13 protein-coding genes are annotated in these 13,297 nt (G+C 39.6%); 10 read left to right on the top strand and 3 right to left on the bottom strand.

All coding sequences use genetic code 11. The features are described 5' to 3' along the window. Positions 1–63 precede the first annotated feature (63 nt). The gene (rlmE, locus tag GARC_RS05355; protein ID WP_007617565.1) at positions 64–693 is read right to left on the bottom strand and encodes a 23S rRNA (uridine(2552)-2'-O)-methyltransferase RlmE; all 630 of its coding nucleotides are present in this window, start codon (positions 691–693) and stop codon (positions 64–66) included. Positions 694–800: 107 nt separating this feature from the next. On the opposite strand from rlmE, the gene yhbY reads away from it, so the two are divergent. Genes yhbY through GARC_RS05335 form a run of 4 tightly spaced genes read left to right on the top strand, consistent with a single transcriptional unit; the run spans position 801 to position 3,944 of the window. After that, the gene (gene yhbY / locus GARC_RS05350) at positions 801–1,097 is read left to right on the top strand and encodes a ribosome assembly RNA-binding protein YhbY (RefSeq protein WP_007617563.1); all 297 of its coding nucleotides are present in this window, start codon (positions 801–803) and stop codon (positions 1,095–1,097) included. A gap of 27 nt (positions 1,098–1,124) precedes the next feature. After that, positions 1,125–1,922 carry an SAM-dependent methyltransferase gene (locus GARC_RS05345; RefSeq protein WP_007617562.1) on the top strand — a complete coding sequence of 266 codons (798 nt, stop codon included), beginning with the start codon at positions 1,125–1,127 and terminating at the stop codon, positions 1,920–1,922. A 38-nt stretch (positions 1,923–1,960) separates the two neighbouring features. Further along, positions 1,961–2,167, top strand: coding sequence for a hypothetical protein (locus GARC_RS05340; RefSeq protein ID WP_007617560.1), 207 nt, complete (start codon positions 1,961–1,963; stop codon positions 2,165–2,167). Between the two features lie 40 nt (positions 2,168–2,207). Continuing rightward, positions 2,208–3,944: a tetratricopeptide repeat-containing diguanylate cyclase gene (locus GARC_RS05335; protein WP_007617558.1), complete on the top strand. Its 1,737-nt coding sequence runs from the start codon at positions 2,208–2,210 to the stop codon at positions 3,942–3,944. Between the two features lie 48 nt (positions 3,945–3,992). Here GARC_RS05335 and GARC_RS05330 read toward each other — a convergent pair whose 3' ends face one another. Further along, on the bottom strand, positions 3,993–4,484 hold the full coding sequence (locus tag GARC_RS05330) for an FKBP-type peptidyl-prolyl cis-trans isomerase (RefSeq protein ID WP_007617556.1): 492 nt from the start codon (positions 4,482–4,484) through the stop codon (positions 3,993–3,995). A gap of 344 nt (positions 4,485–4,828) precedes the next feature. Continuing rightward, positions 4,829–7,216: a Lon protease family protein gene (locus tag GARC_RS05325; protein WP_007617554.1), complete on the bottom strand. Its 2,388-nt coding sequence runs from the start codon at positions 7,214–7,216 to the stop codon at positions 4,829–4,831. A 340-nt stretch (positions 7,217–7,556) separates the two neighbouring features. On the opposite strand from GARC_RS05325, the gene leuS reads away from it, so the two are divergent. Genes leuS through rlmH form a run of 6 tightly spaced genes read left to right on the top strand, consistent with a single transcriptional unit; the run spans position 7,557 to position 13,297 of the window. After that, on the top strand, positions 7,557–10,160 hold the full coding sequence (gene leuS, locus GARC_RS05320) for a leucine--tRNA ligase (RefSeq protein WP_007617553.1): 2,604 nt from the start codon (positions 7,557–7,559) through the stop codon (positions 10,158–10,160). Between the two features lies 1 nt (position 10,161). Next, positions 10,162–10,701, top strand: coding sequence for an LPS-assembly lipoprotein LptE (locus GARC_RS05315; RefSeq protein WP_007617550.1), 540 nt, complete (start codon positions 10,162–10,164; stop codon positions 10,699–10,701). Further along, positions 10,701–11,738 (top strand): DNA polymerase III subunit delta, encoded by a 1,038-nt coding sequence (gene holA / locus GARC_RS05310; protein ID WP_007617548.1) that lies wholly within the window; start codon positions 10,701–10,703, stop codon positions 11,736–11,738. The genes GARC_RS05315 and holA overlap by 1 nt, the downstream gene beginning before the upstream one ends. A 14-nt stretch (positions 11,739–11,752) precedes the next feature. Beyond that, the gene (nadD, locus tag GARC_RS05305) at positions 11,753–12,457 is read left to right on the top strand and encodes a nicotinate-nucleotide adenylyltransferase (protein ID WP_007617546.1); all 705 of its coding nucleotides are present in this window, start codon (positions 11,753–11,755) and stop codon (positions 12,455–12,457) included. A gap of 47 nt (positions 12,458–12,504) precedes the next feature. After that, positions 12,505–12,822 (top strand): ribosome silencing factor, encoded by a 318-nt coding sequence (rsfS, locus tag GARC_RS05300; RefSeq protein ID WP_007617537.1) that lies wholly within the window; start codon positions 12,505–12,507, stop codon positions 12,820–12,822. Between the two features lie 4 nt (positions 12,823–12,826). Continuing rightward, positions 12,827–13,297, top strand: a complete 471-nt coding sequence (rlmH, locus tag GARC_RS05295) for a 23S rRNA (pseudouridine(1915)-N(3))-methyltransferase RlmH (protein ID WP_039988822.1) — start codon at positions 12,827–12,829, stop codon at positions 13,295–13,297.

The following is a 13,297-nucleotide window of genomic DNA, read 5'->3' as shown; positions in this document are numbered from 1 at the left end:
CTAGAGTCAGTGTGACTCTATGAATTGCGTCTCGCGCCTTATTACTCGTTAACGTCGAGACTACTATAATTTGTACCCTGTCGCTACCAGATAAACCTCTCTAGAGCGCGCTCGGGATGATTCAGGCTTACGAGTTTTGACTGTTTTAAAAGCAGTTTGTAACTCTTTCATAAACGCCTCAAACCCTTCACCCATAAATACTTTGATTACAAAACTGCCATTTCTCTTCAAAACTTGGTGACACATGTCTAAAGCTAATTCACTTAAATACATTGACTTAGCTTGGTCTATCGCATCGTTACCACTCATATTGGGCGCCATATCAGACATCACAACGTCTACGTTCTTGCCGCCGATTTTGTTCAATAATTCGTTTAAAACATTTTCTTCACGAAAATCACCTTGAAGAAATGATACTCCTGCTAACGGATCCATAGCTAAAATGTCACAAGCTATAACTAAACCATCGTCCCCCACTACTTTGGCCACGTATTGAGACCACCCACCGGGCGCAGCACCTAAATCAACCACTGTCATAGAAGGTTTAATCAAACCATCTTTCTGTTGAATTTCTTCTATCTTAAATCCAGCTCTAGATCTCAGACCTTGTTTTTGCGCTTTTTGCACAAATTTATCGTCAAAATGTTCTTTTAACCAACGCTGGCTACTAACAGATTGTTTATTTTTGCTCATCGAACTGTCAAAAACACTGTATTCAAATTAGGAATAAATGGGAGATGGCGCTAGAATAGCTCTTTTCAACCATCCATCTTTAATAAATTTGTAAGAAAAATTAATCAATGACTTTATCAAACAAACAAAAGCAACATCTTAAGGGCCTAGCCCATTCTATTAAACCAGTAGTGCAATTAGGCAATAACGGCCTAACAGAAGGCGTTTTAGCTGAAATAGACGGCGCTATTAAACACCACGAATTAATCAAAGTTAAAATCCCAACTGACGATAAAGAAGAAAAAGCTCTGATTATGGATGCCATCATTAGAGAGACAGGTGCAATTAAATTACAATCGATTGGACACATTTTAGTTTTATTTAAACAAAGCGATGAAAAAAAGATAGAGCTACCAAAACGTTAATCTTTTGCGCAACCGATAAGTAATTATATGAGCGAAATAAATAAAACAGGCAGTATTGTTTGTGTGAGTACTGGCATGACACTTGGCGCACACATGTCGCCCATCTGTCGAAGCCACATTGAACAGGCTGATGTGGTATTTGCTGCTTGCCATCCCATGATCGAACTTTGGTTACAGGAGATGAATTCTGATGTTCGCTCTATGCAACAATTTTATGGTGAAGGTAAAGACAGACGTATTACTTATCGTGAAATGGTTGCGGCTATGATGAGCGAAGTACGCGCAGGTAAAAAGGTAGTGGGCGCATTTTATGGTCATACAGGCGTATTTGCTTGGGCACCGCATAAAGTGATCGAAGAGGCAAAGGCAGAAGGTTATGCGGCTCACATGGAGCCTGGTATTTCAGCTGAAGATTGTTTATATGCGCATTTAGGTATTGACCCTGGTACCTATGGTTGTCAAAATTTTGAAGCCAGTCAATTTATGTTTTATCAACGTAATATTGATCCCAGTGCTTATTTGATTTTATGGCAAGTAGCCATTGCCGGCGATAAAACCGTCAAACGTTTCAGTACCGGCCCGGCATACAGACAACTTTTGATTGAACTGCTAACCGAACATTATCCTTTAGATCATAAAGTGGCATTATACGAATGCCCAACTTTGGCTATTGATGAAGCCCGCATAGATTGGATACCACTAAGTGACTTTACTCATGCTGATATATCATTGATCACCACGATGGTTATACCTCCTAGTAAAAAAATGCATAAAAACCAACAAATATTAGATAGACTTGCAGAGTTAGATAAAAAATTTCAATAAACGCCAAATTTACTAAATATTAAAAATAGGAACTATCTATGACAGCTATACAAATTTTAGAAAAGCTAGGCGCCAATGCCTCATTCAACCCATCCCATCTAAATGAAGAAGATAAGTTGGGTATACAGCAAACGTTAAGTGACACAAAACCATTTAACGCCATTCAGAGTCAAACTCCTCCTGACGAAGAAGAAATTCCAGAGCAAAACCAAGATGATGAAAAAAATGACGAGAAGGAATCGTGATTTTTAGACTATAAAAATCAAAAAACAAGTCATAAATTAAATGTTTAAGTTATTGGTCTTGCTAATCTGTGTCTATGCTTCTGCGGCTTATGGAGACATAGACTATGATCATATACTCAAACAAGCAGATAATTTAAAGACGTCCGCCCCAAAACAATCAAATGATTTACTTGAAAGTATAGATAAAACACAATTATCCAAAGAACAGAAAGATCTATATAGCCTTATAATTGCCAACAATTTTTTTACTTTTGGTAAGCCGAATAAAGCCAAAAAATCGACTTTACAGTTGCTTGAAGAAGCACCAGAAATTTCAATAAAAATAAGAGCACTGACTCAGCTCATTACATTTTACATAACAATCAATGAGTGGCCTAACGCCATACATACAACAAAATCTCTGCAGCAAGAATTATCTTTGGCCTCTCAACTTGACTCCACAATACGTGAACAAGCGGAATTTAAAATATTTGACTTCTATAACCAGATTGGCGAATACCAACATGCTAAAAAGCTGGGAGTAGAATTAATATCTAAAGCGACGAATACCAAGGTCCGCTGTCTCATTGAAACAAATTTGTTAAACAGTCATATGGAAACCACTCCAGAACAAATTAGTCCAGGTGATTTTTATCACGTACAATCATTATGCCAAGCTATCAAAGACCCAATGCTAGATAATATTGTTAATGCTTATTTTGCTAAATACTATTTAATTATTAAGCAACCTTCAGAAGCCCTTGAGGTCTTAAACAATAATCTAGATTATGTAAAGACGACTGGGTATCAAGCTCTAATCGCTAGTTTTTATGAACTTATGGCAACCGCTTATTTAGCAAAAAAGGATTATCTGCATGCTGAAAAATACGCGAAAATAGTACTAGATACACAACAACAACACCAGTATGACCCCAGTATCACAGCGGCATATAAAGTCATGTCAGAAGTCACTAAACAGGCAAAAAACTTTGAGCAAGCATTGTATTATTACCAAGCGTATTCTAATGCTAAACAGTTAAATCTAGACCAAGAAAATGCAAAATTGCTGGCTTTACAAAAAGCCGAATTTGATGATGCAGAAAAATCCGTGAAGATTGCCCTTCTTGATAAAGAAAATGCGCTACTAAAAACCCAAGCCTTATTAGACAGTACTGCCGCCCAAAATAAACGTTTAGCCTTAGCACTATTAAGCATAGTTTTAATAGTGTTTGTTTTATGGACTTATAAAAATCGCCGCAACTACCTAAGAATGCAACACTACGCGCAAACAGATGAGCTAACAGGAATTGCAAACCGTCATTATTTTACCCAACAAGCCAATACCGCTATTAAGTATTGCAAACGCACTGACCAAGCGGTTAGTTTTATAATGTTTGACCTAGATTATTTTAAACGTATTAACGATAGCTATGGCCATAAAGCAGGTGATGTGGCATTAAAAATTGCAGTAGATGCTGTGAAATTGGCGTGTCGAAAAAACGATATTTTAGGCCGTTTAGGCGGTGAAGAATTTGGTATTTTATTACCCGGTTGTGCTAACCACTTGGCGTCATTTATAGCAGAAAAGTGTCGCAAGGCCATTGAACTCGCAGATTTCACGTATTCAGGTCATGACTTAGATGTTACCGCTAGCTTTGGTATTGCTGATTCCAGTAATTGCGAATACAATTTCGAAAAACTATTCGCAGGTGCTGATTTCGCATTATATCAATCAAAAGATATGGGGCGTAACCGCGTGGTGCAATACCAAAAAGAAATCTCTAATTTTGATATCTAATACCAGCCATTTTTTCCCCATTATCCTTTGATAATTTAAGTTTGTATTCTAGTGGTGATGTCCACCAGCACCATGGGCATGACCATGCTCAATTTCTTCATCGGTTGCTGCACGTACATCATCAACTTGAAATTCAAATTGTAAGGTTTTACCCGCTAAAGGATGGTTAGTATCTATGGTTACCATAAATTTGCCTACTTTAAGAATTGTCACTTCACGCTGACCTTGCTCTGAATTAACTACAGCTGTCATTCCCGCTTTCCATTTAGGTTTTTTCTCAGCACTGAGTAAATGTTTTACAGGGATACGCTGTTCACTGTCTGGCTGGATTTCACCGTAGGTTTCTGCGGCTTCCAATTCAGCTTCAAGCAAGTCTCCCTTTGACATAGACTCTAAAGATTTTTCGATACCTGGCATCATATTGTTATAACCATGGAGATAAGCAACGGCTTGATCATTAAAATTAGATTCTAACTCTTTGCCGTCTAAATCTTTGATTCGATAATGGAATTGTACAACTGTGCCTTTTGAAATTTTCATAATATGATCTTATAAAGTAAAAAATAATGGCAAGATCCTAACAGAATAATGCTTCACTGTTGAGAATTTAAACTCAAGGTATTGGGTATATAAAAAATAAAAAGCAAAAGGCTAAAAGTAAAGCGTTTGAACCACAGAGGGCACAAAGTACACAGAGAAAAACATCAAACAAGTTACAGGTTAAAACCGAAACTCATCAGTGTTCCCCCTATTTATAACAATTCATCTTAATTTCCTTCCTCTGTGTAGCGCAGCGCTCTGTGTTCTCTGTGGTGAATAACCTTTTGCTTTTTTTATCCCCTATCTGAACCACGCATTTAGAGTTATTAAGGGTATATATGAACTTACTCATCATCTGCACCGGCTACTATATTGGCAATATTCAGCAAGCTTGAAACCGCCATATAATTAACCGAACCTTTTGGATATCGGCCTTTGGTATTATGTACACCCGCCTCTTTGTCCATCAACAACGTCAGCGCATCATCAACAGTTTCAACCACACATATATGGAATTTTTGCGCTTTTACCGCTGCTAACACTTCTTTATCAAGCATAAGATTTACTTGATTAGATTTCGGAATAATCACCCCTTGAGTGCCCGTTAACCCACGATGTTGGCAAAGTTTAAAGAAACCCTCAATTTTTTCATTCACACCACCTACAGACTGCACTTGGCCATATTGATTGATTGAACCGGTAATCGCTAAGTCTTGACGAACAGGCATTTTGGTAAGTGCTGAAATTAGCGCGACCAATTCTGCCAATGACGCACTATCTCCGTCTATGTGTCCATAAGACTGCTCGATAGCAATATTAGCTGATAAGGTTAACGGAAATAACTGCGCATATTTGTGTCCTAAATACCCAGTTAATAACATCACACCTTTAGAATGACTAGGTTGACCGAGTTCGACCTCCCGCTCAATATCTACTACACCATTGGCGCCTGCATATACTGTTGAGGTGATGCGCGCTGGTGTGCCAAACATACTATCGCCGATTTCTAGGACCGTTAGGCCATTCACTTTACCTACGTCTATACCTTGGGTGGCAATCAGAATTTGGCCTTGTTTAATATCATCTAAAACGGCTTCACTAACTCGCCCCGTGCGATGGGTTTTTGCCGCCAATGCAGACTCAAGATGAGTCACATCGAGTTCTTGAGAATGCTTTTGTCTACAAAAATATTCGGCCTCATGGAGTAACTCAATCACGTCTGAAAAACGCGCAGATAAACGTTGTTGATGTTCTGCAAGACGCAAACTGTATTCTACTAATCGATACATGGCTTTTGCCGAAATACTGTGTAAACCCAACTCTTTTACTTGAATTCTGACGCGCCCAACAAAATCAAATAAGGTTTTTTTATCTAAGGGGATCTCGTGGTCAAAATCCACTAACACCCTAAACAACTCATAAAATTCATCGTCGTAATCTTGCAAGGTGTAATAAAGGTCGCGGGAGCCCAACAATATCACTTTGACATCTATAGGTATTTGCTGTGGATTAAGGGTAATAGAATTCACCATGCCTACTTCATGCTGTGGCAAATCCATTTTCAAGGAACCAAATTTCAATACTAATTTAAGGGTTTCCCAGGCAAAAGGTTGTTCAATGAGTTTGTCTACATCTAGCAGTAAATAGCCACCATTTGCCCGATGCATTGCACCTGGCCTGATCATCCGATAATTAGTAAAAACCGACCCTTGAATATTGGTATATTCAACCCGACCAAACAAATTTTGATGGGTTGGGTTAGGCTCATAGACCACCGGAGAGCCGCTGTTTAATTCATGTGACACTATAATATTCGGTAAATACTGTTCTTCTAAAATAGAACGTTTATCGTATTCGTCGTGTTTTTCATCTTTTTTATCGTCAGCTAATACTTCAACCACAGTTTCAACTAAATGTGGCTTAAGCTGACGTAGAAATTTTAAGATAGCCAAGTCAGATGAATATTTGTGCTCTAAATCTTTTAGTAGAGGCTTAATGCCCTGCTCTGCCGTTTCCTTTTTTAATGATCTTAGTTTTTCAGCCGTGGCTCGTTTCCATTTAGGTAACTCAATTAACGCTTCGCTTAATTTTTTTTCTAGATCATCAATTAATTGATAATAATGTTGCCGCTCTTGATCTGATACTTTTGCAAAGTCTTCATCGCTAACAAGGTTTCCATCCACAATCGGCGAAAAAGTAATAGTGCCACCGTCTTCATTCAAAGCCACACTTTGTTGTTGTGCGAGTTTTTCAACTTCATCAATGGCTTTGTCATACCCTTGATCAAATTCACGGGTGATCGCCGCTTTTTTTCGCTGATAACCAGGATTATCGAATGCTGCAGGAAAAGTATCTAATAATTCATCCACCAAATTTTCGAGGTCTTTGCTGAGATTTTTACTTTCTCCAGCCTTCAACCTTAAAGAAAAAGGTTCACGTTCATCTTCAAAATTATTGATATAACACCAATCATCAGGTGTGACGGTTTTACTCACATATTTATCAATAAATTCATGTACTAAGGTAAAACGCCCAGTGGCTTGTTCGCCCATCACATAAAGATTGTATCCTCGCGCGTCTATACCTAAACCAAAAGACAAAGCGTCACGCGCCCTATCCTGACCGATAAAAGTGGAATTTAACGCATCCTGATCTTTTAGCGCTTGATTAATCAAACGTCTACTGGGTTTTGCAGTCAGTTGCTGCAGATGTAAGGCATATTTGCTTTGCATGTTAGAAGGCTTAATTACGACAAATGAGGAATATACCAATTAGTGAAACCCGTAATCAGCAGGCTGTCAAACGGATACGAAAATAATCTGGAAAAGTGTCTACTTTTAATACAAATCACAGAAATTATGGCTAAACCAATAGCGAACCTTTAACAGGTTAAAAATTAGCCATTTAGTCATAAAACAGTGAATACTCCTAAAAACTTCAGAATAAGCTCGATAAATCACGTATTTACTATTGTTAGCATGGGATACGCTAAGGTATTCTAACAAGCTAAATTTTATATCATTGTTTAGGGTCGTTTTGACCTTATCCCTCTAGTCACGGAAATCTTTTTTAATGGCCGAAAAACAGTACCAACCTCAAGAAATCGAAAAAGAGGTTCAAGCCTACTGGGAAACTCAGCAGACTTTTAAAGCAACTGAAGACGCTGATAAAGAAAAATTCTATTGCCTTTCTATGTTTCCTTATCCAAGTGGTCGTTTACACATGGGGCATGTTCGCAATTATACTATTGGTGATGTGATCAGCCGTCATCAAAGAATGTTGGGGAAAAACGTATTACAACCTATGGGTTGGGATGCTTTTGGATTACCGGCAGAAAATGCGGCGATTAACAATAATACTGCGCCAGCCAAATGGACTTACTCAAATATTGAGTATATGAAAACCCAATTAAAAACCTTGGGATTTGGTTACGACTGGGATCGCGAAATCGCCACCTGTAAAAAGGATTATTACCGCTGGGAACAATGGTTTTTTACCCGCTTATTCGAAAAAGGCTTAGTCTACAAAAAAAATTCTACAGTTAATTGGGATCCCGTAGATCATACGGTTCTAGCTAACGAGCAAGTGATTGACGGACGCGGCTGGCGTTCGGGTGCCTTAGTGGAACAAAAAGAGATACCTCAGTGGTTTGTTAAAATCACAGACTATGCGGAAGAATTGCTCGATGATTTAGAACAATTAGAAGAATGGCCAGAACAAGTTCGCGCTATGCAAAAAAACTGGATTGGCCGTTCAGAAGGCGTAGAAATAACTTTCGCACTTGAACAAACAGTGGCTGAACTCACAAATTTTGATGTGTATACCACTCGCCCTGATACTTTATTAGGTGTGACTTATGTTGCCGTTGCAGCGCAACATCCTATTGCTCTAGAAGCCGCCAAAACGAATAATGATTTAGCGACATTTATTGAAGAATGCAAAACCACAAAAGTGGCCGAAGCTGACATGGCCACCATGGAAAAGAAAGGCTGCGCTACTGGATATTTCGCCATTCATCCTTTGACTGGCGACAAAGTACCTGTTTGGGTCGCCAACTTTGTATTGATGGGTTATGGATCAGGCGCAGTGATGGCCGTACCAGGACACGACCAACGAGATTGGGAATTTGCCACTAAATACAAACTTGAAATAAAACAAGTGATCCAAGGCGATGCGCAAAATACCCTTGAGTGCGATTTAAGCCAAGGGGCGTTTACCGAAAAAGGCCTATTGGTTAACTCTGGTGAATTTGATGGCCTGACCTCAGAACAAGCCTTTGATAAAATTGCCCAAGCGCTTATCGAGCAAGGTAAAGGTCAAAAGAAAATCAATTATCGTTTAAGGGATTGGGGCGTTTCACGACAACGCTATTGGGGCAGCCCTATCCCAATGTTGAATTTAGAAAATGGCGAGTCAGTACCCGTACCTACCGACCAATTACCAGTTGTATTGCCAGAAGATGTGCATATGAACGGGGTAATTTCTCCCATCAAAGCCGACCCTGAATGGGCAAAAACCGAATATAAAGGGCAACCCGCTTTAAGAGAAACCGATACTTTTGATACCTTTATGGAATCATCATGGTATTACGCTCGTTTTTGCAGTGCGCAAAACGATCAAACTATGTTGGACCCAGAGCAGGCAAACTATTGGTTACCTGTTGATCAATATGTAGGTGGGATCGAACACGCTATCTTGCATTTATTGTACTCACGATTTTTTCACAAATTAATGCGTGACGAAGGATTGGTACAATCAGATGAGCCTTACAAGCGTTTGTTATGTCAGGGTATGGTGTTGGCTGATTCGTTTTATCGTGAAGATGCGGCAGGCAAAAAAGAATGGTATTCACCTGCTGATGTTATCAGTGAAAAAGATGATAAAGGTAGGATCATCAAATCTATACTTGAGTCTGATGGTAAGGAAGTGATCCATCATGGCATGATTAAAATGTCCAAGTCGAAAAATAATGGTATCGATCCACAGCAAGTGATTGATCTATACGGTGCTGATACCATTCGCGTGTTTACTATGTTTGCAGCACCACCTGAACAAACACTGGAATGGATTGATTCTGGGGTTGAAGGTGCACACAGGTTTGTAAAACGCCTTTGGAACTTAGTACAAGATCACTTAGAAGCTGGAGAAATAGCCCCTCTAGATAAAGCGAATTTATCTGGCGAGCAAAAAAACCTCAGACGTTTAGTGCATAAAACCATTGAAAAAGTCAGTGATGATATTGGTCGTCGCCAAACATTTAATACGGCTGTTGCTGCCACCATGGAATTGCTTAATCATTTGCAAAAAGCAGCTAATACTTCGGCACAAGATTTAGCCGTATTACGCGAGGGCATAGATTCAATAGTCTTGTTATTAACGCCTATCGCACCACATATTTGTCATGTAATGTGGAAAGACTTAGGCCATAAAAATCCTGTCGAAACTGCACCATGGCCTTTGGCTGAAGCTGACGCCATGATTGAAGACGAAAAGCTAATAGTGGTACAAGTGAATGGCAAAGTTAGATCTAAAATTACTGTCGCTGCTGATGCCACACAAGAGCAAGTTGAGTCTATGGGTTTAGCAGAACAAAATGTGCAGCAACATACAGATGGCAAAACTATTCGAAAAGTCATCTATATACCGGGTAGATTGCTCAACATAGTGGCGAATTAAGGTGCTAAAACGCTTACGCCTAAAAGTCTGTATTCTCACTATCATTTTCACGATAGTGGGATGCGGCTTTAAGTTACGCGGCGATTACGGACTGCCTGCAGATATTGGGCAACTGCAATTATTGGCGGCGCAAAAAAACACCCCGCTATATCGAATTTTGTGGAAACAGCTACAAGGATTTAACATAGAAGTCTTGGATAACACAGCCAGTGTTAATCGAGCTGAGCAACAAATCGCTGTCGTTGTTTATTTAACATCTGACAAGCTTGAAAGACGTTTGTTATCACTATTTTCAACTGGGCAAGTAGCAGAATACGAATTAGTATATACCATAAAATATCAAATCCAATTTCCCGCACTAGATGCGCAAGAAATAGAGTTTGATGTCACAAGGGAATACCAAGACGATCCAAATGCGGTGTTAGCTAAATCTCGTGAATTGGACTTGATCCAAAACGAAATGCGCCAAGAAGCATCCAATCGCATTATCCGCCAAATTGCCAGCTCTTATAGTAACTGGCAACAGACTACAGGTGGCTAATGCAGGTTTATCCAAACCGTTTTAATCTTGAAGCCTCCTCAGAGCTAAAGCCTTTTTATTTAATTTTTGGTGATGAGCCGCAACAAAAACTCGAATGTATAGAGTTAATTCGAAGCGCAGCATTAACCCAAGGCTTTGACGAACGCCAGTCTTTAGTGGCAGATGGCCAATTTAGCTGGGACACTCTGATCGAAGCAACTCAAACCTTGTCGCTGTTTTCTAGTAAGCAAATTATTGAGCTCGAATTACCCACAGGAAAACCTGGCGCTGAAGGTAGCAAAGTATTAAGTGCGTTAGCGCAAAAAATTAATCCTGATGTGCTGATTGTGTTACATGGTGGCAAAATCGGTAAGGATGTTCAAAACACCAAATGGTTTAAGGCAGTGGACAAATTCGCCGTCTATGTGCCTTGTTATCCATTAGAAGGTAATGCCTTATATCAGTGGCTAAATAACCAAATGCGCCTTGCAGGCATGCAGCCAAGTCAACAAGTTTCACAGTTATTGGTTGACTACTGTGAAGGCAATTTACTGGCAGCCAAACAAGAAATCCAAAAGTTAATGCTGCTTTATCCGCAAGGCAACCCTACTTACGTACAGGTAGAACAAGCGGTAGTTGATCAATCCAGATTCACTGTGTTTCAATTAATCGATGTTTTACTCAGCGGAGACGCTCAAAAAGCAGTCAAAATGCTTTATCGCTTAGAAAGCGAGGGTGTCGAACCTAATATTATAGTTTGGGCATTAACCCGAGAGTGGCAAACCTTGCAAGCGATATTATTTGACCGCAAGCAAGGTAAAACCATTAACTGGAATCAGCACCGTATATGGAAAAGCCGCCAACCTTTATATCAATCAGCATTACAACGTTTATCCTTAGAGCATATGCGAGAACTACAGCAAAAATTAACTGAATTTGATAGCGCCATCAAACAATCGCAAGTGGTGCGTCCTTATGTGGAATTATGTCATTTATGTTTACTCTTTGTTCCATGTTCACTAAATAACGTGCCTTTAGATTATGGTATTTTAGATTAGGGGGATTTAATTACATGCAACTTGCTCCCCCTTTAGGTATTTTTGGTGGCACCTTCGACCCTATTCACAATGGGCATATTTACCCAGTACTGGAGGGGGCGAAAAAGGCCAATATCAAAAAAGTCGCCTTGATGCCCTGTTACATACCAAGCCATAAAAATCCGGCCACCGCTTCGAGCGAAGATAGGCTTAAGATGGTAGAGCTAGTTTGTGCCGAGCATCCTTTATTTTATCCTGACTCTAGAGATATCAATCGTGGAAAGCCCACCTTTAGCGTCGACTCATTAACAGAATTACGGGAAGCCATGCCCACCACCCCGCTGTGTTTTTTCATCGGAACCGACTCATTACAAAACTTGTTTACCTGGCACGATTGGCCAAGACTATTTTCTCTTTGCCATTTTGTGGTGTGTGACAGAAATGGTGGATCAGTAAAAAATCTCAAGGATCATTCTGACGGCTCTTCAAAACTCCTAGCTGAAGGCTCTTCAAAATTAAAAACATTACTAAATAAAAGGCAAATTTTTAATCCTATGGAACTCCATAAGAGTCTCGCTGGACACATTTATGTGGCCAATACACAGACATTAACTGTGTCATCTAGCAAAGTCAGGCAACAACTAGCGAAAAATCAATCAGTTGAGTCTTTTTTACCAGCTACTATATTAGAATATATTCAACAACATAAGCTCTATCAGCCAAGTGCTGATTTCTGTTAAACTATGTCAAACTCGAATCGTATAAAATTCAACCAAAAGGAAATCCTTTGGATCACCAACAATTAAAAGCCTTTGTAATAGAAAAAGTCGAAGACTTAAAAGGCCGTGACATCATTGATTTAGATGTTGCAGAAAAATCTTCAGTTACCGAAACCATGTTAATTTGTTCAGGTAATTCTAAACGTCATGTTATTTCAATTGCCGAAAATGTGGTAGTTGAAGCCAAACAAGCCGGCACCGCACCTTTAAGTATTGAAGGCCGAGAAACCGGCGATTGGGTGTTAGTTGACTTAGGTGACGTGGTGTTACATGTGATGCAAGACGAAGCCCGAGATTTCTACCAGTTGGAAAAACTCTGGGGTTAAGCCAGTGCGCATACAAATGATCGCAGTGGGCATGAAAATGCCCGCTTGGGTTGAACAAGGTTTTTCAGAATATTGCAGACGTTTTCCTGCCGATATGCCTTTGCATCTAACCGAAATAGTTGCCGGTAAACGTGGCAAAAATGCCGATATCAAACGTATCTTACAAAAAGAAGGAGAATTAACACTAGCTGCCATTCCCAAAGGCAATAGAGTGGTCACCTTAGAAGTTACAGGTGTACCTTGGGACACGCCAAAATTGGCTAAAACCATGGAAAGTTGGCAAATGGATGGCCGCGATGTCAGTTTATTAATTGGTGGGCCAGAAGGCTTAGCCCCCGAATGTATAAAAATTGCGGAACAAAAGTGGTCGTTGTCGAGTCTTACCTTACCACACCCTTTAGTGCGCGTAATTGTAGCTGAGAGTCTGTATCGAGCTTGGTCTATCAATAATAACCATCCCTACCATAGAGAATAA

This window comes from Paraglaciecola arctica BSs20135, from assembly GCF_000314995.1.
Taxonomy (GTDB): domain Bacteria; phylum Pseudomonadota; class Gammaproteobacteria; order Enterobacterales; family Alteromonadaceae; genus Paraglaciecola; species Paraglaciecola arctica.
The sequence above is the reverse complement of the archived record's forward strand: the minus strand, read 5'-3'. Positions and strand labels throughout refer to the sequence as shown.

What these genes read in the sequence shown, in the direction of transcription:
- GARC_RS05345 (WP_007617562.1), top strand. Translation starts at nt 1,125, where the DNA reads ATGAGCGAAATAAATAAAACAGGCAGTATTGTTTGTGTGAGTACTGGC.
- rlmE (WP_007617565.1), bottom strand. Translation starts at nt 693, where the DNA reads ATGAGCAAAAATAAACAATCTGTTAGTAGCCAGCGTTGGTTAAAAGAA.
- holA (WP_007617548.1), top strand. Translation starts at nt 10,701, where the DNA reads ATGCAGGTTTATCCAAACCGTTTTAATCTTGAAGCCTCCTCAGAGCTA.
- yhbY (WP_007617563.1), top strand. Translation starts at nt 801, where the DNA reads ATGACTTTATCAAACAAACAAAAGCAACATCTTAAGGGCCTAGCCCAT.
- GARC_RS05340 (WP_007617560.1), top strand. Translation starts at nt 1,961, where the DNA reads ATGACAGCTATACAAATTTTAGAAAAGCTAGGCGCCAATGCCTCATTC.
- GARC_RS05325 (WP_007617554.1), bottom strand. Translation starts at nt 7,216, where the DNA reads ATGCAAAGCAAATATGCCTTACATCTGCAGCAACTGACTGCAAAACCC.
- GARC_RS05335 (WP_007617558.1), top strand. Translation starts at nt 2,208, where the DNA reads ATGTTTAAGTTATTGGTCTTGCTAATCTGTGTCTATGCTTCTGCGGCT.
- GARC_RS05330 (WP_007617556.1), bottom strand. Translation starts at nt 4,484, where the DNA reads ATGAAAATTTCAAAAGGCACAGTTGTACAATTCCATTATCGAATCAAA.
- leuS (WP_007617553.1), top strand. Translation starts at nt 7,557, where the DNA reads ATGGCCGAAAAACAGTACCAACCTCAAGAAATCGAAAAAGAGGTTCAA.
- nadD (WP_007617546.1), top strand. Translation starts at nt 11,753, where the DNA reads ATGCAACTTGCTCCCCCTTTAGGTATTTTTGGTGGCACCTTCGACCCT.